Below are 25,550 nucleotides of genomic sequence, written 5' to 3' on the forward strand. Positions count from 1 at the left end.
TTTTTTAAGAAATTGTCGGTGTTTGTATTGGTTCTGTTACAGAATTGACATGATCTGCACGAACTAAGATAACATCTTCGCCAATTTTTAAAATTTGTTTCCATGGAATGACAAATTCCGCTTCTTTTCCAAATATACCTAACATACGAGCTTGCTTTGAAATGATGATCGCTTGTATTCTCCCTGTTTGCATATCAATATCAATATCACCAATATTCCCAAGTTTTTTTCCATCCGATACATTCACAACATCCTTCATTTGAAACTCTGAAATCCGTATCATTGCCATTCCCTCCTTTAAAGCCATTATATGAACACCCCATCTTCTCTATGAACGGAATGTGATTTGTTCATTATAAAAGATCTCATCATGAATGATGAGATCTTATCCTTGAATTGTTTTATTCATTTGTTTAATTGCTGATTTTTCAAGACGGGATACTTGCGCTTGAGAAATGCCGATTTCCTCAGCAACTTCCATTTGTGTCTTTCCTTGAAAGAACCGTTTACGAATAATCATTTTTTCTCGTTCATTTAATCGCTTCATTCCCTCTTTCAACGCCAATTCTTCCACCCATTGCTCGTCCCTTTGTTTATCATCGCTTAACTGATCCATCACAAAAATAGGATCTCCCCCATCATTATAAATAGGTTCAAATAACGAAACTGGGTCTTGAATGGCATCAAGAGCAAACACAATTTCTTCATGTGTAACTTCAAGCACTTTTGCAATATCCATTGCCGTTGGTTCCTTCGAATTTTCAGCGATAAGCTTTTCTCGTACTTGCAATGCTTTATACGCAATATCTCGCAAAGAACGAGAGACGCGAATTGGATTGTTATCACGCAAATATCTTCGAATTTCTCCAATAATCATCGGCACAGCATATGTTGAAAATTTGACATTTTGGCTTAAGTCAAAGTTATCAATGGATTTCATAAGTCCAATGCAGCCAACTTGAAATAAATCATCAACAAACTCCCCTCTGTTGTTAAATCTTTGGATGACGCTCAGTACAAGACGTAAGTTTCCATTTACTAATTTCTCTCTTGCGCTTATCTCTCCACTTTGCATTTCTCGAAATAATTTACGCATCTCTTCGTTTTTTAGTACTGGAAGTTTAGCTGTATCAACACCGCAAATTTCTACTTTGTTTCTCGTCAAAGTGTTCCCTCCTATCGGGAGTTGCTGTACAGTGTAAAGTATCTCCTTTGGAGGGAATTTTATGCATACGGCTTTTCTACTCTGCAAACAAACACATCTATGCACACTTTGTAAAAAAAATACAACAAAACCAATCGGTATTCCGATTGGTTTCATTCACCCTCATTACAAAAATACGATTTCTAAAAGACTCACTTTCTCCATTATTACCAGACGGATATCCCTAAAAACAGTCACATACTACATGTATATTTTATTACGCATTCGTGCAGATCATACTAACCAATGGAATACTTACTTTATCCCGCTATTTGCGGGCAGTAATACCCCCACCTCACAGTTCAGCAAAAAGCAAAGAAGTTAGGTGGGGAGATAAACTGCCCGTAAAAGCCCGATTCGTGAGGGCTAATGATCAGTGGAGGATGAAAGTTTCACTTTATACCATTTTATTAAATTCTTTCCGAAGCCTTTTTATAATTCGTTTTTCCAGACGCGAAATATAAGACTGTGAAATTCCTAACATATCTGCCACGTCTTTTTGTGTTTTCTCTTCTCCCCCAGCGAGCCCAAAGCGCAGCTCCATAATTTGTTTTTCACGGTCATTTAATTGATGTAGTGCTTTCATGAGAAGATGTCGATCTACCGTGGCCTCTAAGTCTTTTGTAATAATATCTTCATCAGTCCCAAGAACATCGGATAGTAACAGTTCATTTCCATCCCAATCAATATTTAACGGTTCATCGAATGACACTTCAGAACGATTTTTATTATTTCGACGTAAATGCATTAAAATTTCATTTTCTATACAACGTGATGCATAGGTTGCTAACTTTATTTTCTTTTCAGGATTAAACGTATTAACTGCCTTAATGAGGCCAATCGTACCAATACTAATCAAATCCTCAATATTAATTCCTGTATTTTCAAATTTACGAGCTATATACACCACAAGACGCAAGTTTCGCTCTATTAATAATGACCGTGCTGCTTGATCTCCTTTTGGTAGTTTATTTAAAAGAACCTCTTCTTCCTCTTTCGTCAAAGGCGGTGGTAATGCCTCACTTCCACCAATGTAATAAATTTCATCGGTCTTAATTCCTAACTTCAGCAATACTTTATACCAAAGATAAATAAAATAAAATTTCAGTTTTAACATACTCTCCCACCTCTCATTATTAAGCAATTGTTACTTTTTGTGATATCAACATTTTTGGGTGTATGATGCATTGATATTCTCCGTTTGCAGACAATTGCTGTGTATTTAATCCGATTAATACTTTACTTACAATCATATCGCTGCCTTCATGATGAATTTGAACGCTATCCGGCTTAATCGCCCATAAAAATTGATGATCCACCCCTACGGCCCGGAATGGGATTAAGCGCAGCCTGGTTGCCCACCCTGAATCCGTTTCTGGAATTTGTGGAATCTCTGTTTTTACATAAATTTGTTCTGTTAACCATTTTGGTAAACAATGCTCTAATGATGAAACATGCATAATCATAACAGGTGTTTTCGTTAAAGGATCATGAAGTTGATTTCCACTATCAATCAATCCATCTAGTTCAATTTCATTTTCAGCTAGTTTAATATTCACTTTTACAATTTGTTCATAATGAATTTTTGTCACTTCAACATTTGCAATGCGTTTTTTTGAAAAGTAGTAGATAATTGGAAATCCAAAGATAACAAAAATCCAGCTCACCGAATCACCATAGGAAATTGATTTTGTAGAAATAAGCCCATTTACCATCTCATTTGTTTGAAGAAAAAAATGAGTTCCAATTAATCCGCCACCTACCATAAATGTCACAAAATAAAAGGTGAAGACCGTTTGTATATAATCTCGAAAAGTAGTAAACCCAAATGCCGCATACACGATGAGTAATGAATACAGCAGTTTCATGATTGGATGTGTCATAGTAGCTGCCAAAGGTGTAAAGGCAAAGATAACAATTGTTGAACCAATACATGCCCCCAGTACAAGCCTCCATCTTTTGACCTTCTTTTTTAATACAGTTGCAGTTAGTAAAAGTAAAAGAAAATCAATACAGAGGTTTAACAACCAAACAATGTCGGCGTAAACAACCAAACAGTTCACCTCTTTTTATAAGTTGAGACTAGTATAAAGCATATCCAATAGGAAAGTGTGTCAATTTGCGGAGGGGTTTTTTTGTTATTTTGTGGTTTCTAGACATAATCTGTCGTGAAGGCTAATTCTCAGTGGAGGTTTTCTTCATCCTCCACCTATCTTCTTTGTTTCTCTCTGAATCTTGAGGTGGGGTCTTACTGCCCGCGAATAGCGGGATAAAAAAAGAAGACCTCTTACAAGGTCTTCTTTTTCATGTTAAACAGCACGCTATATTCTTCTTTGTTTTAGCGCAATATTCTTTTATCGTCTACGACGGTTACGTAAAAATGCTGGAATATCAATGTCATCCGAATCTGTATTACGATCATGTGCAATCGGCTCTTCACGTTTCACTTCACGCTTTACTTCACGTTGTTTTTGTGGTTGAGCAACCGGTTGCTGTTGCTGTGCATGATTTGTAGAAGTAGTAGGACGCACAAATGGTTTTGGTGGCTGAATTGAAATGCTATCATCAAAACCCGTTGCAATTACAGTTACAACAATTTCATCTTTTAAGCTTTCATTAATTACAGAACCGAAAATCATATTTACTTCTGGGTCTGAAGCTGAAGCTACAATATCTGCTGCTTCTTGTACTTCATATAAGCTTAAGTTCGTGCCTCCTGTAATGTTCATAATAACACCTTGTGCACCATCAATAGATGTTTCTAGTAACGGACTAGAAATTGCGCGTTTCGCCGCTTCTGCAGCACGATTTTCGCCACTACCAAAACCGATACCCATTAAAGCAGAACCTTTGTTAGACATAATTGTTTTTACGTCTGCAAAGTCTAAGTTAATGAGACCAGGTGTAGCAATTAAATCAGAAATACCTTGAACACCTTGACGTAATACGTTATCCGCTTCACGGAATGCTTCAAGCATCGGTGTATTTTTATCAACGATTTCTAGTAAGCGATCATTTGGAATTACGATTAATGTATCTACATTTTCTTTAAATGCCGCAATACCAGTTGCAGCTTGTGTTGCACGTTTGCGACCTTCAAATGTAAATGGGCGCGTTACAACACCAACTGTTAATGCTCCTAACTCTTTTGCAACTTGTGCGACAACTGGAGCTGCACCTGTACCAGTGCCACCGCCCATACCAGCTGTTACGAACACCATATCTGCACCGCGAAGTGCCTCTTGGATTTGTTCTTTACTTTCTTCAGCAGCTTTTTTCCCTACTTCAGGGTTCGCACCGGCACCAAGTCCGCGTGTTAATTTTCCACCGATTTGCATTTTTGTTTCAGCTTTTGATAAATTTAATGCTTGTGCATCAGTATTCACAGCGATAAAGTCTACACCTTGTACGCCGTGCTCAATCATACGGTTTACGGCGTTATTTCCGCCACCACCGACACCGATAACCTTTATACTCGCTAATTGATCTTGAGTAGTATCAAACTCTAACATGTCGAAATCCCCCTAGAACCTCATTTTTCGTGTCCAATTTTAATCCCATAAATATCGGAATACACGTTTTACTTTTGACATCATGCGTTCATCATTTTCATTATTATTGTTTTGATTACGATTTTTTTGTTTCATAGGCTGCTGCTGTACCGGAACTGGCGCTGGTACAGGTTCAAAATGCTCTTGCTTGTCCTGCACACTTTTCCCTCGCAATTTAGCCTTTTGATATGAATGTTTAATTAATCCAACTCCAATTGTATATTGGGGTTCACGAACGCCAATATAATCTGGTGTTGCTATACGAACATTTTCATTTAGAATATCATATGCAAGATCAAGAACACCGGGCATAGAAGCAATACCACCAGTAAGTACATAACCAGACGCTACATGTTTTACTCCTAGTTTACTTACTTCATCTTGAATAAGCATCAAAATTTCCTCTACGCGTGCCTCAATAATATCAGATAATTCTAATTGAGAATATTGTTCTGTTTGATCGTTTCCCATAATAGAAACCGCGAATACCTCTTCTTCAGATGCAGTGTCATAAAAAGCATGTCCATATTTCAGCTTAATTTGATCAGCATTCTCTGTTGAAGTTTTCAATCCAATGGCTATATCTTTTGTTATATGATCTCCACCTATTGGCAATACACTCGTTACTTGTAACTCTCCATCCTGAAAAATTGATAAGGTTGTAGAACCTCCTCCAATATCAACAAGAGCAACCCCTCTATTTTTCTCATCAGAAGATAAAGCAACCGTTGCGGCAGCTAATGGTTGCAGACAAATATCAACAATTTCGAGGCCCGCTTTTTCTACACAGCGAAGTAAATTATGTAATAACGTTCTAGAGCCTGTAATTAATGTACCTTCCATTTCTAACCTTACACCGATCATCCCGCGTGGATCGTTAATTTCGTCAAGACCGTCTACAATGAACTGTCGAGGTACCACATCAATAAATTCACGTTCAGGAGCAATCGATACGACTTGTGCTGCATCCAAAACGCGTAAGACATCTTCATTTCCGATTTCACGATCTTCGTTTGAAACAGCGACTACTCCGTGACAAGGAAGAAGCTGTACTTGGTTGGCATTGACACCTACAACAACGTGTTCAATATGAATCCCCACCATACGTTCAGCTTGTTCAATTGCTTTTTTAATTGATCGAACAGTCTCGTCTATGTCAACAATGGAGCCCTTTTTCAAACCATTTGATTTTACGTTTCCAACACCAATAATGTTCAAACCATCATTAACCATTTCGCCAATGATGACTTTAACATTGGATGTACCGATGTCAAGACTAACATATATTTCATTGCTGTTCATTCTTTGGCACCTCCTTCTTTATTTATACCATACAATTCAATATATGGAACAACAATCGCAGCTTTACTATATTATAAGAAAAATATTCAACGTCTTTATGCGTTTCCCTTTTTTAACCCTATATTTTTCTTATTTTTATTTAACATTCACTCATCTATATAGCAGTAATCCGTGAATGACTGCTTTATTTTAAAATAATTCTACTTCAAACGCAAAGATTACCGTCAAATATAAGTCTACACTAAGATGTACTTGTAGAAAAGCTAAACTTGTATCAATCCTTACATGAATCGAAGAAAATTTGGATATTTTTCACCTAATTGATTATCAGTATAAATAAATGTACAAGAGAGTGAGCACACGTGTATCGGTGTAATATTTAAAAAGAAACTTACACACTATTCTACTGTTTTTTTTCTTCCTCATCTAAATATTTAATGAATGCACCAACTTCTAAATCCACCAGTGCTTTTCTATTTGGTTCTATATTTTTTATAATAAGCGGGTACGCTTCCATACGCTTTGCAAAATCCTGAATGGTCGTGCTGACCTCATAGCCCTCATTCATATACAGCGTAAGATGATCTTCATTCGAATTCGTCGGCGCATAATGAATTTCAGAAATGGAGCGAAGAATAGTCGGTGTTAATTTTTCCAATTCAGCAATGAGCTCTTTCATTTTTTTCTCTTCAAACGGTGCGAAAATCGGAGCAGCAACAGGTAATTTTCCATTAGGGAATACCTCAAGCGTTTTACCATTTTCTAAAAGCGGTTGCAATTGGCCCTCTTTGTTCATATAACCGATCGTTACATATTCTTCAATTTGGATATCAATTTTATTTGGGAAACGTTTTTTGACATTTACTTTCTTAATTTCTTTTCGTTTCGTTAAATTTTTTTCCGCTTTATGTGCCGTCACCCGAAAATAACTTGTTTCATATGTAATTCCAGATTCCTTCATTACTTGTTCATCTGTCATATAGTGATTCCCAAGAACCGTTATCTTTTTTATATTACTCAGTGGAGACCGAAAATAAATTAAAAAAAGTACTAATAAAAATAAAACCGATACATATAAAATTAATCGATTATTGACTGGCTTTTTGTTCTTTTTCTTTTGATTTTTTAATTTTGGTACACGATCTTGTAGTTTAATAACTTTACTATTTTTCATGTACGATCCCCCTATGTAACATAAAGAACGGCATGTTACGCATGCCGTTCTTATCTTCTTATTATATCATAAATGATAATGAGCGGAACAGACAACAGTTATCTTCCAATGATTTCTACTTCTGTATACAGATCTATATCAAATTTTTCTTTAATTGTTTTTTTGACAAATGCAATTAAATCTAGTACATCTTGCGCTGATGCTGATCCTGCATTGACAATAAAGTTCCCATGCATTTCAGAAATTTTCGCCCCACCGATTTGATGACCGCGTAAGCCAGCTTTTTCTACTAAATCTCCAGCAAAATTAGGTAGTGGATTTCTAAAAATACTACCTGCACACGGATGATTCCATGGTTGTGTCTCACGGCGATAGTCTTTGTTTTTCTGCATTACGCCAACAATCTCTTCACGATTTCCTTCTTTTAACCTCAATTCTGCTTCTAATACAATCCCAGGACGTTTTGTTTGTAAAATAGAAGTACGGTAAGAGAATTCCAACTCTTCTTTTGTTATCCATGCAATTGTACCATCTTCAAACATAATACGGGCTTTCGTCAAAATTTCTGATACATCAGATTTATGTGCACCAGCATTCATATATACAGCCCCGCCGACACTTCCTGGAATACCACTAGCAAATTCTAATCCTGATAATCCTTGACGACTAAGTAATGTAGACAGCTTAATAAGAGGATAGCCTCCTCCTACTCGTACAGTTGTTCCTTCCACTTCTAGATGATCTAATCCTTCTCCTAGACGAATCACAACACCTTCAATTCCTTTGTCCGATACGAGAAGATTGGAACCACGTCCAATTGCTGTCCACTTTGTTTTGTATTTTCCCACTAGTTCTAAAGCCTTCTCCACACTAGCAACGCTGCTTGGCACAATTAGAATGTCAGCTGGTCCGCCTATTTTCATAGTTGTATAACGAGCTAACGATTCATTCTCTAACACTTTACCAACTTCTGCTTCCATCAGTTCTTTTGCTAATTGTTTCATGATGATCTCCCCCATATTAAATCTCCGTATTACAGTAGTATGCAGGGCATTCACCTAACGTTATTTTGTACAAGCTTTTTCATCACTTCAAATAACCTATTTGCTGCATCCGGAATTCCTAACTGCTTAGCAGCTAGTTTCATATTTTGTAATATTTGTGTATCTAATAAAATTTCATCGATATCATGAAGAAGGGTTTCAGCTGTTAAATCTTTTTCAAGAAGCATTTTAGCTGCTCCCTTATCAACAACAGAGCTTGCATTTTTTTCTTGATGGTTATTTGTCACATAAGGGCTCGGAATTAAAATACTTGGTTTTCCGAGTGCCGTCAACTCTGCTAGTGTTGTGGCCCCAGCACGTGAAACAACAAGGTCCACACCAGTAAGAACCTCTGGCATGTTATGAATAAACGGTTTAATGATTACATTGTTTGGATTCCCTTTTTGTTTCACAGCCTCCATTACTTTATCATAATGCACTTCACCTGTGATATACAATACTTCATAATTTTTGTTACCAAATTGTTCAATTGCTTCTATAAATGCATCATTAAGTGGCCTTGCTCCGCGGCTTCCCCCAAAAATAAGTACGGATTTTTTAGAAAGGGATAATCCAACAGATCGCTTCCCTTTCATACCGTTTTGGTTCATTACTTCTGATGCACGTGGATTTCCGGTCATGACAACTTTAGATTGTGGAAAATGTTCGGATGCTGCTTCAAAACAAACAGCTACTTTATCCACATAACGGCTTAAAAATTTATTTGTCACGCCAGGTACACTGTTTTGCTCATGTACAATTGTTGGAATACCTAATTTTGCTGCCGCATATACGACCGGTCCACATACATAGCCACCTGTTCCAATGACCACATCTGGATTAAAACGACGAATATAACGTTTACTATCTTGCACACCTTTTAGAAAACGCATCACTGTTTTCACATTATCCAAGGATAATTTACGTTTAAATCCACTAATGACAATAGATTGAAACGGTATTCCTGCTTTTGGAACTATCGTGCTCTCTAGTCCATTTTCTGTACCAATGTATAAAAACCGTGCTTCAGGATGTAGTTTTTTTATTTCTCTAATTAAAGCAAGGGCTGGATAAATATGACCACCTGTTCCACCACCACTGACTAATACTCGCACTACAAATTCCTCCGCTTCTCTGTTCTAATTTCATCTTCATTTATTCATATACCAATGATATAATTTCCGTTTTTGACACACGAAAAACCCTGTCATATAAACAGGGTTTAGTAGCGAGAGTGACGACTTATATTTAACAATACTCCAACCGCCATTAGCATCAAGGTCAAACTTGACCCACCATAACTGAAAAATGGCAAAGTAATTCCTGTAACAGGCATCAATCCTGTTACAACACCAACATTAATCATCACTTGAATCGCAATCATCGCCACAATACCTACTGCTAAAAAAGTACCATATAAATCAGGCGCTCCTAATGCTATACGAATCCCACGCCATAATAACAGACTAAATAATAATAACACAAACGACCCACCAATAAAACCTAATTCTTCGGATAAAATAGCAAAAATAAAGTCAGTTTGTGGCTCCGGTAAATAAAGAAATTTTTGCCTACTTTGTCCAAGGCCAAGACCAAACAAACCACCTGGTCCAATCGCAAGTAATGATTGAATAATCTGAAACCCACTACCGAGTGGATCCGCCCACGGATCCAAATAGGATGTAATTCGTTTCATTCGGTACGGTGCAGAGGCAATAAGTCCCACAAATCCAGCTAATCCTGCTAATCCTAACATTGCAAAATGGAAAACACGTGCTCCTGAAATAAAAATCATCACAACACACGTTCCAACCATTACCGTTCCTGTACCAAGATCTGGTTGCAACATGATCATGCCAAAAGCAACAAACACAAAACCAAGTGCTGGAAGCAATCCCTTTTTAAAAGACGTAATCATTTTTTGCTTTTCTGATAAAAATTTCGCTAAAAAAATAATCATCGCAAATTTCATAAATTCTGAGGGTTGAATTGAAAACGCTCCGATTCCAATCCAACTTCGTGCTCCGCCTCGTACTAGTCCAACCCCTGGAATCAAGACAAGAATGAGCAGAATAAAACAGATGAGTAAAATAACTTTTGAATAGGTACGCCACACCCAATAGTCAATTTTCATAATAAAAAACATTGCGACTACACCAAGCCCAGCAAATAATAGTTGTCGTTTTGCAAAAAAGAATGAGTCACCCATCTTATAGGAGGCCCAAACAGCGCTTGCACTGTAGACCATAATCATTCCAATCGTTAACAATAATAAGGTAACGATAATGAGAATAAAGTCAGGCGTTTTCTTTACTGGCAATGAACATCACCTCTTTTAAAGAAGCATTTATTTCCATGTAACAAAACATCAGTAGGTGTTAGCCTACTGATGTTTTGTTTCACTTTATATTAGTCTATGCACAGCTTGTATAAAAATGTCTCCTCTTTCTTCGAAGGTTTTAAATTGATCCCAGCTTGCACATGCTGGTGAAAGAAGAATAACATCTCCATCTATAGAAAGAGCGTACGCTTTTTCTACAGCTTCTTCTACATTATCGACACTTTCAATTTTATCTATTCCAGCTTTTTCAGCAGCTTTTACTAATTTCGGTGCCGTTTGTCCAAATGTTAGTAATACTTTTACATGCCCCAAATAAGGAATTAGATCATCAAATTCATTTCCGCGATCAAGGCCACCAGCTAGTAAAATAACAGGTTGCGAGAATGCAGATAACGCCTTTTCTGTTGCTAACATATTTGTTGCTTTTGAATCGTTATAAAACTTACGATTTTTAATTGTTGTCACATATTCTAAACGATGTTTTACACCTGCAAAACGTTTCAACACCGCAATAATCGCTTCATTTGCCACACCCAGTAATTTCGCTATACTCATCGCAGCTAAAATGTTCTCTAAATTATGCTTACCAGGTAAAACGATATCTTGAACATCAATGACTTTCTCACCTTTAAAGTAAAGAGCATCCTCATTTATATATGCACCGTCTTCAATCACTTTTGAAGTTGAGAAGAACACTTTTTGTCCTTTACTATTTGCTGATAGTGCCATTACATCCGCATCATCCGCATTAATTACACTATAATCTGTGTCAGTTTGGTTTTTGAAAATATTCGCTTTTGCCAAACCATACTCTTTCTTCGTACCATGATAATCTAAATGTGCTTCAAACAGATTTAAAAATGCTGCAATTTTCGGTTGGAACATTTCTACTCCCATTAACTGAAACGAAGAAAGCTCGGTTACAATTACTTCATTTTCTTTCGCTTGCTGCGCTACTTCGCATGCGACAGTCCCAATATTCCCAGCAATAACAGGGTGTTTTTGTCCTTCTTGTAACATTTCAAACGTTAATGTTGTCGTTGTTGTTTTTCCGTTAGATCCCGTAATTCCAATAAACGGTGCTGCTGAAATGCGATACGCTAGCTCCACTTCTGTCACAATTGGAATTTGTTTTTCTTTTGCAACAACAAGCAATGGGTTGGAATATGGAATTCCTGGATTTTTTACAACAAGTGAAATATTTTTTTCTAATAGCTCTAATGGATGACCGCCGCAGACAACGTCCATCCCTTTCGCTTGTAGTTCTGCAGCTAACACATTGTCAGCTAATGGCTTTCCGTCATTTACAATGACATTTGCTCCTAAGCTTTTTAATAAGGTTGCTGCTGCATAACCACTTTTTGCAATACCTAATACAAGAATATTTTTATTTTGATAGTCAGTTACAGTTTTCAATTACATCCACACCCCGATATAAATTCCTAATACTGCTAATAAGAACCCTACAGACCAGAACGTCACAACAACACGCCATTCTGACCAACCACATAATTCATAATGATGATGCAGCGGGCTCATCTTAAAGACACGCTTTCCTGTCGTTTTAAATGAAATAACTTGAATGATAACAGATAAAGTTTCCATTACAAACACGCCACCAATTACAACGAGTAATAACTCTTGTTTTAATAAAATGGCCACAGCAGCTATTGCACCACCTAAAGCAAGAGAACCAGTATCTCCCATAAATACTTTAGCAGGATTTGCGTTAAACACTAAAAATCCAAGTACAGCTCCTACAACTGACATGCAGAAAATAGCTATCGCATATTGGTCTTGAGCCACTGCAATAATACTAAATGCTCCAAATGCAATTGCCGCTGTTCCTGATAATAACCCGTCTAAGCCATCGGTTAAATTGACCGCATTCGATCCCCCAATTAGCATAAAAAGAACAAGAATAAAATATGTCCAGTGTAAATCAAATTTGACCTCTGTTCCTGGAATCATTATATGCGTGTCGAAGCCTTGGCCAATTGCAATAATAAAGAACGCTACTGCAATAAAGAGCTGTGCTACTAATTTTTGTTTTGATGTTAAACCGAGATTTCTTTTTTTAACAACTTTAATATAATCATCCAGAAAACCAATTAATCCATACCCAAATGTAACGAGAAGCAATAAGTACGTATCTGAACTTTTTTCAAACTTAAACATCATGATAATTGATGTAACCATGATGGAAACAAAAATGACAATCCCGCCCATGGTCGGCGTTCCTGATTTCTTTTGATGTGATTTTGGACCTTCATCACGAATGCTCTGTCCAAACTTTAAACGACGTAAAAATGGAATAAACAATGGCGAAAGGGCAACAGAAATTAAGAATGCTACCCCAGCCGTTATTAATAAACCTTGTTCAAGCACATGTAGTCCCCCTCTCATGTTGTTACTCTTTGCGGCTTAAACGTTGTGCAATCGCCTCTTGGGCAACTTCACGATCGTCAAAATGATGTACTTCTTTTCCAATAATTTGATATGTTTCATGGCCTTTTCCAGCAATAATGATAATGTCTTCTGCTTGTGCTTCTGAAACCACATAGAAAATAGCTTCTTTCCGATCGACAATTACTTCATAATTATTCCCTTTTGCACCTGTTAACATATCATCCAAAATTGCTTTTGGATCTTCACTTCTTGGATTGTCGGATGTATAAATTGCATGCGTTGCATACTCCGCCGCAACACTTGCCATAATTGGCCTTTTCGTACGATCACGGTCCCCACCGCAACCAACGATACAATAAATATTCCCTTTTGCAAATTGCTTCGCTGTCGTTAATACATTTTCTAAACTGTCTGGTGTATGTGCATAATCTACAATAACTGTAAAATTCTGCCCTCCATCAACAACTTCAAAGCGTCCTGGAACTCCCTTTAAATCTGTCACAACATCAATAACTGTTTGTAAAGACACACCGGAGACAAGAGCTGCTGCTGTTGCTGCTAATACATTATATACATTAAACTTTCCGATTAATTTCATTGTAATTTTAGTGCTTTCATTAGGCGTAACAAGATTGAATGTTGTACCTCCACTTGTCATCTGAATATCTTTTGCCATAATATCACTTTGCGTATCAATACCATACGTAATAACAGTGGCAGCAGTACTTCTCATATAGTCTTCAGCTGCTTCATCATCACGATTTAATACAGCATACTTTTCACGATTATGATGATAACTATTACCAAGCTGCGCAAAAAGCAAACCTTTCGCATGCTTATATTCTTCCATTGTCTTATGATAATCTAAATGATCTTGTGTTAAATTTGTAAATACTGCAACATCATAATCACAGCCATGTACACGACCAAGGTGCAATGCATGTGAAGAAACTTCCATCACTGCACTATTCACATTTTGCTCAACCATGCGATGAAACGTTTGTTGAAGCGTCAGTGCATCTGGCGTTGTATTTTTCACCTCAATTGTTTCATCACCGATTTTCATATTAATCGTTCCAATCAGCCCTGTTTTATGACCGTGTGCTCGCATAATTTCATCCACAATATGCGATGTTGTTGTCTTTCCATTTGTACCTGTAATCCCAATTAAATGTAATTTGTGCGTTGGCTGCTCGTAAAAATAATCAGCTAAAACAGCTAACGAACGAAAGGTATTTTTCACAAGTACAACTGGAACGTCAACATCAATCGGTCTTTCCGCAACAATAGCAGCCGCACCTTGCGCGGCTGCTTGCTTAGCAAATTCATGGCTATCAACCGTATACCCTTTCATACATACAAATACACTTCCATTTGTCACTTTACGTGAATCTGCTTCAATGGATGTAATTTCTGGGTTTTCTTTTGGAACAACTGGAAAATCATGCAAACATGATACAAGTGTGTGCAACTTCATTTCACTAAATCCTCTCTACTTGTTTATTTATACCCTACTGAATGGGTAGTAAGTTCCCCCATCTTAAGTTCATAAAGAAACACATAGAAGCAAGACGGGGGAAACTTCCCTAATAGCCCAATGAATCAGGCTCCTCCATCAGTGAAAAATATAGTCTCAACTGACGGAATGTTCACTTTATCTCTTATTTTTAGGAGAGATACATTCTTGTTTCATAGAAACCAAATTTCTATGAAAACATATATTGACTCAACTTCCACCAATTGTATCATAAAATACAATCCCTTACTCTTAATTACCGAAGTAAATTCGAATTTTTGAGCCTTCTTTTACTTTGGTACCTGGCTTTGGAGATTGTTCAATAATTTTCTCTCCTTCACCGCTTGCATCGAGCTGTAAATCTACAAGCTGTGTTTGTAAATCTTTTTTCTTCATTCCCACTAAATTAGGAACTTCTATTGTAGGTGTGTCGCCCCATTTGAATTCTTTTTCAATCTGTTCTTTCCGCGGTTCTACCCCCATAACAGGAAGTGCATCACGAAGAATATTTCCAACGATTGGAGCAGCGACAACACCACCAAATTGCGTAATCCCTTTCGGGTTATCAACAGCAACATATACAACAATTTGAGGATCATCTGCTGGAGCAAATCCAATAAACGACACAATATAGTTATTATCTAAGTATTTTCCATCTTTTACTTTTTGAGCTGTTCCAGTTTTCCCACCAACGCGGTAGCCATCAATATAAGCTCCTTTACCAGAACCTTTCGCTACAACATTCTCTAGCGCATAACGAACTTTTTCTGATGTTTCCTTGGAAATAACCGTTTTCTTCGTTACCGGCGTTTTCTTACTCACAACTTGTTTATTCGATGGATCAACAAACTCTTTCGCAATGTACGGTTGGTATAATGTTCCCCCATTTACAGCCGCTGCCACCGCAGCAACTTGTTGAATCGGTGTAACAGATACCCCTTGCCCAAAAGAAGTTGTTGCTTGTTCAACTGGCCCAACTTTTTTTAAGTCGAATAAAATCCCTCTGCCTTCTCCTTGCAAGTCAATTCCTGTCTTTTGTCCAAATCCAAAATCACGAATATATTGAAATAACTTTTCTTTCCCTAGACGGTCCCCCAGTTCAATAAATCCTGGGTTACAAGAATTTTGAACGACTTCTAAAAAGGTCTGGCTGCCATGCCCACCAGCTTTCCAACAACGTAATCTGGCTCCATCGACTTCAGCTGCTCCATCATCATAAAACGTATCTTTCTCTAAGTCTACTAAATTTTCATTCAAAGCAGCTGCCAATGTAATAATTTTAAATGTCGATCCCGGCTCATATGTACTCCATACAGGCAAGTTTCGGTTAAACACTTCTGGGGAAACACTCTTGAAGTCTGCCGGATCAAAACTTGGTCGACTAGACATCCCTAAAATTTCACCATTCTTCGGATTCATGGCAATCGCAACCATGCCATCTGGATTATATGTCGCTTCTGCAATATTGAGTTCTCGTTCCATGATCGTTTGAACACGAGCATCAATTGTTAATTTTAAATCCAAGCCATCCTCCGGTTCTTTGAAATCATCACCAATATTCGGCATTCGTTGTCCTTTTGCATCTGCAAAGAAGCGAACGTGTCCTTTATCACCATTTAACTCTTTATCATAATTCAGTTCTAATCCCATAAGACCTTGATTATCAATGCCGGCAAAACCTAATACATGTGATAAATATTTTCCAAATGGATAATGTCGAATAGAATCTTCGGCAATATAAACCCCTTTTAAACTTAACGCTCGCACTTCCTTTGCTTTATCATGCGAAATTTTCCTTCCGCCTTTATCTAACCTTACAATAGATGACTTTTTTGTAATACGACCATAAATTTCCTCTTTTTCCACACCTAAAACTGCAGCTAACTTCTCTGCAGTCTCTGCTGGTTTTTCGATTTGCCTCGGTACAACAAAGACAGTTGGTGCACTTTTATTTGTTGCAAGCTCCACACCATTTCGATCTAAAATTTTCCCTCGTTCAGGTTCGAAGGTAATATTACGACTCCACGAATCTTTCGCACGATCTGTTAACATATTCCCAAGAAAAAACTGTACATACCCAAGGCGAATATCAATAATCGTAAAAATGAGTATACCTGATACAAGCACAAAAATAAGTCTCTTCCTAACAGTTACATTCGATACACGCATATCGGAACAAGCCCTCCTTTACGCCTAGCTTGTTCCAATATATGCTTGTACTTGTTCCATTAGAACCTCTTGATTCTCCTCACATTACGTACCTTCTTCTTTCTCGGCTTCTTTCTCAGCCTCTTGCTGTGGCTCAAGCGGCGGCACTAATGTTACGTCTAATTCCGTGCCTTCTTGCAGCGGCGTTCCTTCCGCCACACTTTGTTCTGTCACATATCCTGTTCCAGACGGTGTCAAATTAAGATTTAACGTTTTCGCTAAATTCATAACATCACGAAGTGCCCACCCTTGTACGTTTGGCATAACCGGGTTATCTCCCACTAAGAAGATTCGATCGCCCTTCAATGTTTTTTCAGTCGCTTTCGGCACCTGTTGTTTCACTTTTCCTTCACCTAAAATAATCGGACGGAATTTCGCTTTTTCTAACGTCGCTTTCGCTTCTTCCATCGATTTTCCAAGTACATCAGGAACCGTAGCTTGCTGCTGTTTTACATATTTCTTCGGCTCTTTCACTTCATGCGGTTTAATTTTCAAATACTCTAAACTATTTTTCGTTACAGATTTAAACATTTCTGCAAGCGGCTGTGCTCCGTACTCGTTATCTTTCAGCTTCGGTTGTTTAATTGCCAAGTATACGATTAACTGCGGGTCATCCATAGGGGCCATACCAAGGAATGAGAAAATGTAATTTTCTCTTCCAGTCATATATCCGCCTTTTCCATTTGGAATTTGTGCTGTCCCGGTTTTCCCTCCGACAGAGTACCCATCAATTTTGTACGCATTCCCTGTTCCTTTTGGCGATGTAACAACGCGCTCTAATAGTTGTCTTACTTGTGCAGCTGTTTCTTTTGTAATCGGCTGTCCTACTTCTTCTGGTTTATGCTGCAATGTGACTTTATTATTTGTTGGATCTACAATGCGATCAATTGTATATGGCTTCATCATTTTCCCATCATTTGCAATTGCTGTCGCAGCTTGTACAAGCTGCATTGGTGTAACAGTAGACCCTTGCCCAAACGCTGTTGTCACTTGCTCAACTTGTTTATCAAACAAAATTGTATTTTCACCTTCACCAGGCAAATCAATATGCGTTTTTTCATCCATTCCAAATTTTTGAATGTATTGACGGAAACGATCTGGTCCCAGTTTCTTATCTCCTAAAATTGCAAATGCAACATTGGAGGAACGCTCGACACCTTCATCAAACGTAATGGATCCCCATCCAGCACCATTGTTATGATCTCGTATTATGCGATCACCAACTGCATATGTACCGGATTGATAATAATCCTGTCCATTATATACGCCCTCATTAATTGCGGCAGCTAATGTAAAAATTTTCATCGTTGACCCTGGTTCATACGCATTTGCGATTGGATCATTTAAAAAGTATTCGATATCACGCTTATTTGGATCATAGCTCGGTCGACTCGACATCCCTAAAATTTTTCCTGTTTTTGGATCTGCTACAACTCCAATCAACATAGAAGGTTCATAATGTTTATCAGCTTCTACCATCGCCTCTTCTAAAAATCCTTGAATACGCTGATCAATTGTTAAATACACATTATCACCATTTTTCGGTGGTTTTACATCTGCTTTTCCACCTTCAAGAGAAATACCATTACGATCTCCTGTATATGCTACGCTTCCATTCGAAGCACGTAAATATTTATCTAAGCTCTTTTCTAGTCCAAATTTACCTTCTGCAATCCCTACATCATTAGGTTTAGCAAAACCTAATACATAAGAAGCGAAGTCTCCATTCGGATATACTCTTGCTTTTTCCGTAACAAATGAAATGCCATCTATATCAAGATCTTCAATTTGTTTTTTTTGTTCTTTCGTCAAGTTTTTCCCTATCGATCCAAACTCCACTTGGTTTTTATCTTTATTTAAATACTCTAGAATCTCTTGTTCGTTCTTTCCAAGTACACCTGCAATTTTATTAGCAGCATCCTGTTTGTCTTTTACAGGTTTTTCACCTTTTAACTCAGCCACGATCTTATATGAATTCGCATCTTGAGCCAACACATGACCATTTTGATCATAAATCGTTCCACGGTTTGCCTCAAGTACACCGCTTTTATTATGTTTTTCTTTTGCAAGTTTCTTTAAATCCTCACCGTGCACTGTTCCTGTTGCTTGAATAAAAAAGAAACGGGCTAACAACAGAAAAAAGAGCAGGAGGAAAAATATCATAAAGTAACCTGCTCCTTTATTAGTATGAAATTTATTCATATTTCTCTTCATATTGCTTCACACCTATATTAATTTAGACCTTTCACATTATTCGCATTAATTTCTAGCCCGTGTTTTTTTGCGATTTCTGCGATACGTTCATAACGGCTTAGCTTTTCCACTTCAGCTTGTAATTCTTGATTAGTCTTTTGTTGCTTAACAATTGTACTCTCCATTTGTGCTGTTTCAGCGTCAACTTGGTATAAACCTGCTTTATTTCCAATAAAAGCAACGCAGGCATATAATAAAAAGCCAATAAAAGCAACATACAACAACTTCTCAATTCTTGTGATTTTTGTTTTCACATTAGGTTGTACCATCTGCTGAGGAGCTTGAGTCTGCACTTGCTCTTGTTGTTGTTTATACTTTACAGCTAAATTTGTCATACCTCTCTCTCCTTTTTATTGCTTTTCAGCAATTCGTAACTTCGCAGAGCGCGCTCGGTTATTCTCTTCTAATTCTAAATCAGAAGGTAAAATTGGTTTTCTTGTAATCAGTTTTAACTTCGGCTTAAACTCATCAGGAATGATTGGTAATCCTGGTGGAAGATCTGGTATCGTACTATTTCGTTTAAATGTCGTTTTACAAATACGGTCTTCTAACGAGTGGAATGTAATGACGCTAATTCTTCCACCAGGCTTGATCATTTCAATCGCTGATTCCAGTGCTTCCTCAAACACTTTCAATTCATCATTTACCGCAATACGGATTGCTTGGAACACTCGTTTCGCAGGGTGACCACCTGTTCTACGCGCTGGGGCTGGAATTCCTTCTTTAATTAATTCTACTAACTCCCCTGTTGTTTCAATCGACTTGTTCTCGCGATACGCTTCTATTTTCCTTGCAATTTGCTTTGAAAATTTCTCTTCACCATATTGGAAAAAGATTCTTACGAGTTGCTCATATGACCAGCTATTTACAACGTCATATGCCGTTAATGGGGCATCTTGGTCCATCCGCATATCTAGCGGCGCATCATGATGATAACTAAAACCACGTTCTGGTGTATCTAATTGTGGGGATGAAACTCCTAAATCGAATAGAATGCCATCTACTTCTGTAATTCCTAATTCATGTAGTTTTTCTGACAGGTAGCGAAAATTACTTTTCACTGTTATAAATTGTTCACCATAAGAAGAAAATTTTTCTTTTGCATTTTGAATAGCAATCTCATCTTGATCAAATGCAATTAACTTTCCTCCTGCTGTTAGCTGGGATAATAAATAAGAACTATGTCCTCCTCCACCCAGCGTACAATCTACATATGTACCGCCCGGCTTTATATCCAAACCATCTACTGTTTCTTTTAAAAGAACTGTTACGTGTTTAAACATTATTGCACCTACTTTTTGCAAAATAATACGTTGAATTCGTCTCTTCCCGCTCTAGTTAGCCATACTACTTCCAACTCAACTTTACGAGAAATCGTCAGGGGAAAATCATGCCCCCTAAAGACTTGATTCATCCAACTAATCGTCAGTAGAAATGAAATGTCTACTAATCGAAGTTTCCCTTTATTATATACTAAATTTTATCATCTTTTGCGGTAAATTACATAAAAACCTGTCGAAAAACATAATAATACGTTTACATTTTGTTCTATTTTGTCATATGCATGCTTTTTCGGTGTCAATATCGAACTTGCATCCTTTTTTGAAGGTAAACTACGCAAAAAGAAATGAATTGATTTTACAGGTAATTCCACAAAACAAAAATAAAATCCTGCTCCTAAGAGCAAGATTTTACAGTTTTATAATATGATGTTTTCCATCCCAAGCGAACGATTGCTTCATCACTCGTTCTACAAAATCTAAACCAAACTGATTTAAGTAATAACATATATTCCATACGCGCTCTTGCGGTGCACCTAAAGGACGCAGTGCATATTGTAAACGGCGGAATTTATTGAGCTCTACCTCATGCTTTTTTTCAATATTTCGTTTCAACGTTCTTTCTAACAATTGCAGCTGCTCTATAATCTTTTGTTCATTTTTTTTAGAAAATTGCTGTAACCCAGGATCTACTTTACTTACAAATTGTTGCAAAGAAGTATGCAGCGCAACTATTCTCTCTGTCGCCTCTGTAAATTGACAATCAATCGGCTCTTCTCCTTGATTAGAAAGCCATTTTTCACGAAGCATATCCATATCATTCAAAAACGGATCACTTTCTTGTAATTGTAAATCTTGTAAATCCGTTGCAATATCACGCTCCATATAACTAATTGTGAGACGTGGAACAACCGGGGGCATTTGAAAACCAAACGCATGGAATACTTGCTGCAATTCACTCCAGTAAGCAATTTCACCCGGGCCTCCAATAAACGCTAATGTTGGAAATACGTATTCTTGCATAAGCGGTCTTGTCACAACATTATTGCTAAATCGTTCCGGATTTTTTTCCATTTCCTCTATTAGTTCTTCATATGAAAACGAATATACGCCATCTTTCCCAACAAATTGGCCATTCTCTTCTTCTAACAACACACGTTCTTGATCAATTTGCATAAAAATATGCACTGCACTATGTTTCGTTTCAATGATTGGTTTATACCCTTGTTCTCTCAGTAACTGCTGTTGATTCTGAAGTCCAGCCTGCACTTCTTTGTAACAGCTTACGATTTGTTTAAAAAAGGAAACTTCCAATTTTCTTAGTGCTGGATGATGAGAATCGACAAGAATTAAACCTGAATCTGCAAACAACTTCATAATGAGCCGCGCAAAGAAATCTACATATGTATGAGATTGTTGCAGGGCATCTTCTACAAACTGTAATACATCCTTTGTAAAATTCGTTTCTGGGTACGTTTTAAAAATTTCCTCTATCCACTTTTTACAATCTTCGATTGAAAGAGCAGATTCAGATGCACTCGCATTTTTCGGATGTCGATCATGAAAAATTGTCTTTTTTATTTTTTTATTTTTTGTTACAAACACATGATTAATTTCATCAATATCATGATCTTCTCCAGCAATCCAAAAAACAGGAACAACGCGAACTCCTAAAGTTGCTTCTTTTTCCTTAGCAAGCTGTAGAATCGAGATAATTTTATGCACTGTATAAAGAGGTCCAGTTAACAATCCCGCTTGCTGCCCTCCGACAACAACATATGTATTTTCATCTGCTAATGCTTGAATATTCCGAAGTGTATGGTCTCCAGCATGCAAATTTGTATTATATTGTAATAAATGCGCCACCAAATCTTGACGGAAATACTGTTTATCACGTAAATCATGCAGCCGCTGTCTAAATCCATCTTCTGTCAACGGATAATCAAAGTACGCTTGAATCTCTTTACTATCTTTCATATAGTCCGCTACAACACCTTGTAGTGGAACAGAGATTTCTTTTATTTCCATATAATTCTTCCTTTCATATCCTGTTCTCTCACCAACCCACATTGTAGTCAATGTTTGATGCAAAAGCAAAGAATATCTCTTATACTTCTAATCCCTTTATCGAATGATACAAAAATTGAAGTATGGGAACTTGCTTTTGTTGCTTCTCAGCTTCCCCTATCGTATAACCGATAATCGCATCAATTTCCGTTTTTCGATGATTCTTCACATCAGCTAACATAGAGGAGATATTACTCGATGTACTTTCACATACGTTACAAACGAATTGCCACAACTCTTCCTTTTTCTCCTCTTCTACAAGAAAAATAACTTCCTGAAATACTTGCTCCATCACTTTATAAAAGAATGGATTCGTTAACAATTCTCCATTCTGCACGCCAAATAAAGCTGTTAGCGGATTAATACAAACGTTTACTATCAGTTTATTACACATTGTGCTTTTCCAATCCTCTTCAATCTGAAGTGGAAACAATTCTGAGGAAAAACAATGAAATAACGATTCAAATTGTGCCTTGTCGCCACGAACCAATCCAAACTTTGTAACTCCTACTCCTGTATGGTGTACTGTATCATCATTTTCCTTCTTCGCACCATGCTCTACGATACCAACCGCTACGTTTTCATGCTTCATCTTTTGAAATAGATGAAGGTGAGACATCCCATTTTGTAAAAAAACAAGCCGCTGCTGCCCTTTTATAAAAGGCAGTACATATTCTAAGTGATATTGTTTCACAGCAACAAACATATAATCCACTCGATCATCTGCCACTTTCTCTAAAGGCATAACATCCGGAAATACTGTTTCCGTTTTTCCATGCCGAAAACAAGTTACACCAACCTTCATTAATTTTTCAGCTTGTTCTATCGTTCTTGTATACAATGTAACGTCCTGTTTATTCTTTTTTAGATAAAACGCAAAAAGAAGGCCAATTGCCCCTGGACCAACAACTCCAATTTTCATCTCTACTCACGCCAGAGCCCCCGGGCTAATCGTGTGAAAGGCAAAGCCTCACAATCTGCCCTAAGTCTCCTGACTTCCTCCTCTCCATTCATCATGCTGTAGTACTTTCGATGATTTTTTCGTTTCTTCTAACTCACAATCTGCCGAGTAACAATTCCATTTCATAATCGCCATACCGATAAAAGTTTCACTTTATAGGACTAGTGTAGCAAATTTTTTTTAAAAATAACGAAAGAAACATTCTATTCTATTCATAAAAGTGAAAAAATGAGTTATAATATAATTGAAAATATTTATACTTTTCTTTATTTTCAAGACGAGAAAAGGATGTGATAAAATGACTTTCCCAAAAGTCGAGCGCTTGCTCATCAATTATAAAACATTAGAAGAATTTAAAAAATTTAAAGGCTGTGGCGCTCAAGAGCTATCTATGTTTGAAGAGTTACAATCAAATATTATTGAAAATGATAGCGAATCTCCATTTTACGGAATTTACTACGGAGGATCTCTCATCGCACGTATGAGCTTGTACATGAGGAGACATGGTGAAGCGAATCTCGAAATCACCGGACCTTACGTAGAGCTTTCTAAACTTGAAGTATTGCCAACTTATCAAAAACAAGGTTTTGGCAAAATGCTCGTTAGTTATGCAAAGCAACTACAATTTCCAATTAAAACTATAGCTCGTGTTCAATCCGCTGCATTTTGGGATAAACTAAATTTCAAAAATGCACCAACCGCTGATCAAGAATTTTATATTTGGTATCCAGAAGCTAATGTGAATGCGGTTACAAACGAAGAATCTGCTTAAAATAAAAACAGCTGTATAACAGCCGTTTTTATTTTTTCACTTTTTCTAACATTTCATGCTCATGAATAGCATCTCTTTCTTTTGTTTCTAGTACCATCACATTTCTTTTTCTATCAATGTAATCCAGTAAAGTACGATATTCTTCCTCATATACAGATAAGCGCTTAAGAAGCCATTCTTTTTCTTTTTGTAACAATTCAATTTTTTGCTGTAATTCTTTTGACTCTTTTTCTTCTTTATATTTTTGCAAAAAGACAATGACATCGTTTAATGTAATGGATACTGAAGGAAACTCTGTTTTTTTCGGTTGCTGCACATCATAATTTTCTATTTTTCGTATTTGTTTCGCCTCTTCAATACGTTCCTTATATTGCTTTCTAACGTAAGAATTCCATCGAAATCCACAGGCTGCAGGTGTACGAGATAAATTTCTGCCTACCTCTTTAAAAGCAGACAGCTGCGTTCCACCTTCGCGAATATGCCGGAGTACTACTTCTGCCAGAAGTAAATCTTCATCATCAGTCCATGCATCTTGTCTTGTTGTCGCCATCCTTCTAGTCCTCCTTATGCATTTTTTATTAAACATATGCAGTTACTAGAAAAGATAGAATATCAACATGCAAAGAATATATTTTTCTATTTCTTTTCAAGCATTGCAATAGCCTGACTATGCGCTTCGGATTCCCATAAACGTGCACATTCTGTTATTTCTTCTTCCATCCGCTCTCTTAAGTTATTTTCTCTCCACTTTCTAATCACAACAGCCTTATATGCTCTTTGCACTTTTGCGCTTGGAATTAACATCTCCCCTAACTGACATATCTTCTTTACCTTACCTTCAAATATCTCATGTATAAATCCAGAATTGCGTGCTTTCTCGGCAGAAAAGCGACGTGCTGAGCAAAGTAAAGTCATGGCCTGATCGTATCGAACTTTCTCATGCAGTATGGCCACCCCGCCCTGTTATGATTCCTAAATTTCCCTGTATAAAACCAATGATCGCATCCTTAGAAGCAAAACGATAATCACATGCCGCAGCAAGTTCACATCCGCCTCCAACTGCCGCTCCATTTAGAAATGCTATTGCAGGCACAAGAAGCGTCGTAATTCCCTACAAAACCCTTCCCATTCACTCTAAGCATTACATAAGCCTTTTCCTCTGTTTGCAGCCTGTGAAACGCCTCTAAATCCCCCCTGAGCAAAACGGCCTTCCATTCCCTGTTATTACAACACCTTTTATTTTCATATCCCGTCTTATTTCTTGCAGAGCATGTTCTAAATCATTCATCATCTCATAGTCAAGATGTTCAGGGCGATTTAATGTAACCCAAACAATATCCATTTCTCTGCGTTCTATGAGAAACTTCGTCACATTTCATTTCTCCTTTCACCTCACAAAATTATGTTCGAGAAGAATGAAAAACTACCGCCTCTTTCGTCTAATAGGAAAAAAAGACAAAAAAAATAAA

At 37.2% G+C, this 25,550-nt stretch carries 22 protein-coding genes and 2 pseudogenes; 1 reads left to right on the top strand and 23 read right to left on the bottom strand.

The annotated features are described in order from the left end of the window. Positions 1 to 4 precede the first annotated feature (4 nt). The 20 genes and pseudogenes from QRE67_RS18010 to QRE67_RS18100 form a co-directional block, all read right to left on the bottom strand. On the bottom strand, positions 5 to 283 hold the full coding sequence (locus QRE67_RS18010; protein WP_286121597.1) for a YlmC/YmxH family sporulation protein: 279 nt from the start codon (positions 281 to 283) through the stop codon (positions 5 to 7). 102 nt (positions 284 to 385) lie between these two features. After that, positions 386 to 1,165 (bottom strand): RNA polymerase sporulation sigma factor SigG, encoded by a 780-nt coding sequence (gene sigG / locus QRE67_RS18015; protein ID WP_286121598.1) that lies wholly within the window; start codon positions 1,163 to 1,165, stop codon positions 386 to 388. A gap of 436 nt (positions 1,166 to 1,601) precedes the next feature. Beyond that, positions 1,602 to 2,321: an RNA polymerase sporulation sigma factor SigE gene (sigE, locus tag QRE67_RS18020; protein WP_286121599.1), complete on the bottom strand. Its 720-nt coding sequence runs from the start codon at positions 2,319 to 2,321 to the stop codon at positions 1,602 to 1,604. A 19-nt stretch (positions 2,322 to 2,340) separates the two neighbouring features. Further along, positions 2,341 to 3,258, bottom strand: coding sequence for a sigma-E processing peptidase SpoIIGA (gene spoIIGA, locus QRE67_RS18025; RefSeq protein WP_286121600.1), 918 nt, complete (start codon positions 3,256 to 3,258; stop codon positions 2,341 to 2,343). 300 nt (positions 3,259 to 3,558) lie between these two features. Continuing rightward, on the bottom strand, positions 3,559 to 4,716 hold the full coding sequence (gene ftsZ, locus QRE67_RS18030; protein WP_286121601.1) for a cell division protein FtsZ: 1,158 nt from the start codon (positions 4,714 to 4,716) through the stop codon (positions 3,559 to 3,561). A 39-nt stretch (positions 4,717 to 4,755) separates the two neighbouring features. After that, the gene (gene ftsA, locus QRE67_RS18035; RefSeq protein ID WP_286121602.1) at positions 4,756 to 6,057 is read right to left on the bottom strand and encodes a cell division protein FtsA; all 1,302 of its coding nucleotides are present in this window, start codon (positions 6,055 to 6,057) and stop codon (positions 4,756 to 4,758) included. A gap of 192 nt (positions 6,058 to 6,249) precedes the next feature. After that, positions 6,250 to 6,327: pseudogene (locus tag QRE67_RS28935) on the bottom strand (small basic protein); the annotation flags it as partial. 133 nt (positions 6,328 to 6,460) lie between these two features. Then, the gene (locus QRE67_RS18040; RefSeq protein WP_286121603.1) at positions 6,461 to 7,231 is read right to left on the bottom strand and encodes a cell division protein FtsQ/DivIB; all 771 of its coding nucleotides are present in this window, start codon (positions 7,229 to 7,231) and stop codon (positions 6,461 to 6,463) included. A 98-nt stretch (positions 7,232 to 7,329) separates the two neighbouring features. After that, positions 7,330 to 8,235 (bottom strand): UDP-N-acetylmuramate dehydrogenase, encoded by a 906-nt coding sequence (gene murB, locus QRE67_RS18045; RefSeq protein WP_286121604.1) that lies wholly within the window; start codon positions 8,233 to 8,235, stop codon positions 7,330 to 7,332. A 50-nt stretch (positions 8,236 to 8,285) separates the two neighbouring features. After that, the gene (murG, locus tag QRE67_RS18050; protein ID WP_286121605.1) at positions 8,286 to 9,389 is read right to left on the bottom strand and encodes an undecaprenyldiphospho-muramoylpentapeptide beta-N-acetylglucosaminyltransferase; all 1,104 of its coding nucleotides are present in this window, start codon (positions 9,387 to 9,389) and stop codon (positions 8,286 to 8,288) included. A gap of 107 nt (positions 9,390 to 9,496) precedes the next feature. After that, complete coding sequence (gene spoVE / locus QRE67_RS18055; RefSeq protein WP_286121606.1) at positions 9,497 to 10,594, bottom strand: stage V sporulation protein E; 1,098 nt, start codon at positions 10,592 to 10,594, stop codon at positions 9,497 to 9,499. A gap of 84 nt (positions 10,595 to 10,678) precedes the next feature. Continuing rightward, positions 10,679 to 12,031: a UDP-N-acetylmuramoyl-L-alanine--D-glutamate ligase gene (gene murD / locus QRE67_RS18060; protein ID WP_286121607.1), complete on the bottom strand. Its 1,353-nt coding sequence runs from the start codon at positions 12,029 to 12,031 to the stop codon at positions 10,679 to 10,681. After that, positions 12,032 to 13,003, bottom strand: a complete 972-nt coding sequence (mraY, locus tag QRE67_RS18065) for a phospho-N-acetylmuramoyl-pentapeptide-transferase (protein ID WP_286121608.1) — start codon at positions 13,001 to 13,003, stop codon at positions 12,032 to 12,034. Between the two features lie 22 nt (positions 13,004 to 13,025). Continuing rightward, positions 13,026 to 14,501, bottom strand: coding sequence for a UDP-N-acetylmuramoyl-L-alanyl-D-glutamate--2,6-diaminopimelate ligase (locus tag QRE67_RS18070; RefSeq protein ID WP_286121609.1), 1,476 nt, complete (start codon positions 14,499 to 14,501; stop codon positions 13,026 to 13,028). A gap of 291 nt (positions 14,502 to 14,792) precedes the next feature. Then, complete coding sequence (locus QRE67_RS18075; RefSeq protein ID WP_286121610.1) at positions 14,793 to 16,709, bottom strand: stage V sporulation protein D; 1,917 nt, start codon at positions 16,707 to 16,709, stop codon at positions 14,793 to 14,795. An 84-nt stretch (positions 16,710 to 16,793) separates the two neighbouring features. Beyond that, complete coding sequence (locus tag QRE67_RS18080; RefSeq protein WP_286121611.1) at positions 16,794 to 18,962, bottom strand: PASTA domain-containing penicillin-binding protein; 2,169 nt, start codon at positions 18,960 to 18,962, stop codon at positions 16,794 to 16,796. A 17-nt stretch (positions 18,963 to 18,979) separates the two neighbouring features. After that, the gene (gene ftsL, locus QRE67_RS18085; RefSeq protein WP_286121612.1) at positions 18,980 to 19,336 is read right to left on the bottom strand and encodes a cell division protein FtsL; all 357 of its coding nucleotides are present in this window, start codon (positions 19,334 to 19,336) and stop codon (positions 18,980 to 18,982) included. A 15-nt stretch (positions 19,337 to 19,351) separates the two neighbouring features. Beyond that, entirely contained in the window at positions 19,352 to 20,284 is a 933-nt protein-coding gene (gene rsmH / locus QRE67_RS18090; RefSeq protein ID WP_286121613.1) for a 16S rRNA (cytosine(1402)-N(4))-methyltransferase RsmH, read from the bottom strand. Between the two features lie 408 nt (positions 20,285 to 20,692). Then, on the bottom strand, positions 20,693 to 22,309 hold the full coding sequence (gene bshC / locus QRE67_RS18095) for a bacillithiol biosynthesis cysteine-adding enzyme BshC (RefSeq protein WP_286121614.1): 1,617 nt from the start codon (positions 22,307 to 22,309) through the stop codon (positions 20,693 to 20,695). Positions 22,310 to 22,388: 79 nt separating this feature from the next. Beyond that, entirely contained in the window at positions 22,389 to 23,270 is an 882-nt protein-coding gene (locus tag QRE67_RS18100; RefSeq protein ID WP_286121615.1) for a 2-dehydropantoate 2-reductase, read from the bottom strand. A 337-nt stretch (positions 23,271 to 23,607) separates the two neighbouring features. Here QRE67_RS18100 and QRE67_RS18105 point away from each other — a divergent pair, with 337 nt between their 5' ends. Beyond that, positions 23,608 to 24,081 (top strand): N-acetyltransferase, encoded by a 474-nt coding sequence (locus tag QRE67_RS18105; protein ID WP_286121616.1) that lies wholly within the window; start codon positions 23,608 to 23,610, stop codon positions 24,079 to 24,081. Positions 24,082 to 24,109: 28 nt separating this feature from the next. Here the strand turns inward: QRE67_RS18105 and QRE67_RS18110 are convergent, their stop codons facing one another. The 3 genes and pseudogenes from QRE67_RS18110 to QRE67_RS18120 form a co-directional block, all read right to left on the bottom strand. Beyond that, the gene (locus tag QRE67_RS18110; protein ID WP_286121617.1) at positions 24,110 to 24,631 is read right to left on the bottom strand and encodes an RsfA family transcriptional regulator; all 522 of its coding nucleotides are present in this window, start codon (positions 24,629 to 24,631) and stop codon (positions 24,110 to 24,112) included. An 86-nt stretch (positions 24,632 to 24,717) separates the two neighbouring features. Further along, complete coding sequence (locus QRE67_RS18115; protein ID WP_286121618.1) at positions 24,718 to 25,035, bottom strand: hypothetical protein; 318 nt, start codon at positions 25,033 to 25,035, stop codon at positions 24,718 to 24,720. Continuing rightward, a pseudogene (locus QRE67_RS18120) lies at positions 25,019 to 25,423 on the bottom strand (enoyl-CoA hydratase/isomerase family protein). The gene QRE67_RS18115 and the pseudogene QRE67_RS18120 overlap by 17 nt, the downstream one beginning before the upstream one ends. Positions 25,424 to 25,550: the final 127 nt, after the last annotated feature.

Origin of the sequence: Bacillus sp. DX3.1 (assembly GCF_030292155.1) — a bacterium.
GTDB lineage: Bacteria > Bacillota > Bacilli > Bacillales > Bacillaceae_G > Bacillus_A.

What these genes read in the sequence shown, in the direction of transcription:
- QRE67_RS18010 (WP_286121597.1), bottom strand. Translation starts at nt 283, where the DNA reads ATGATACGGATTTCAGAGTTTCAAATGAAGGATGTTGTGAATGTATCG.
- sigE (WP_286121599.1), bottom strand. Translation starts at nt 2,321, where the DNA reads ATGTTAAAACTGAAATTTTATTTTATTTATCTTTGGTATAAAGTATTG.
- ftsZ (WP_286121601.1), bottom strand. Translation starts at nt 4,716, where the DNA reads ATGTTAGAGTTTGATACTACTCAAGATCAATTAGCGAGTATAAAGGTT.
- ftsA (WP_286121602.1), bottom strand. Translation starts at nt 6,057, where the DNA reads ATGAACAGCAATGAAATATATGTTAGTCTTGACATCGGTACATCCAAT.
- QRE67_RS18040 (WP_286121603.1), bottom strand. Translation starts at nt 7,231, where the DNA reads ATGAAAAATAGTAAAGTTATTAAACTACAAGATCGTGTACCAAAATTA.
- murB (WP_286121604.1), bottom strand. Translation starts at nt 8,235, where the DNA reads ATGAAACAATTAGCAAAAGAACTGATGGAAGCAGAAGTTGGTAAAGTG.
- QRE67_RS18070 (WP_286121609.1), bottom strand. Translation starts at nt 14,501, where the DNA reads ATGAAGTTGCACACACTTGTATCATGTTTGCATGATTTTCCAGTTGTT.
- QRE67_RS18075 (WP_286121610.1), bottom strand. Translation starts at nt 16,709, where the DNA reads ATGCGTGTATCGAATGTAACTGTTAGGAAGAGACTTATTTTTGTGCTT.
- QRE67_RS18080 (WP_286121611.1), bottom strand. Translation starts at nt 18,962, where the DNA reads ATGAAGAGAAATATGAATAAATTTCATACTAATAAAGGAGCAGGTTAC.
- ftsL (WP_286121612.1), bottom strand. Translation starts at nt 19,336, where the DNA reads ATGACAAATTTAGCTGTAAAGTATAAACAACAACAAGAGCAAGTGCAG.
- rsmH (WP_286121613.1), bottom strand. Translation starts at nt 20,284, where the DNA reads ATGTTTAAACACGTAACAGTTCTTTTAAAAGAAACAGTAGATGGTTTG.
- bshC (WP_286121614.1), bottom strand. Translation starts at nt 22,309, where the DNA reads ATGGAAATAAAAGAAATCTCTGTTCCACTACAAGGTGTTGTAGCGGAC.
- QRE67_RS18100 (WP_286121615.1), bottom strand. Translation starts at nt 23,270, where the DNA reads ATGAAAATTGGAGTTGTTGGTCCAGGGGCAATTGGCCTTCTTTTTGCG.
- QRE67_RS18105 (WP_286121616.1), top strand. Translation starts at nt 23,608, where the DNA reads ATGACTTTCCCAAAAGTCGAGCGCTTGCTCATCAATTATAAAACATTA.
- QRE67_RS18110 (WP_286121617.1), bottom strand. Translation starts at nt 24,631, where the DNA reads ATGGCGACAACAAGACAAGATGCATGGACTGATGATGAAGATTTACTT.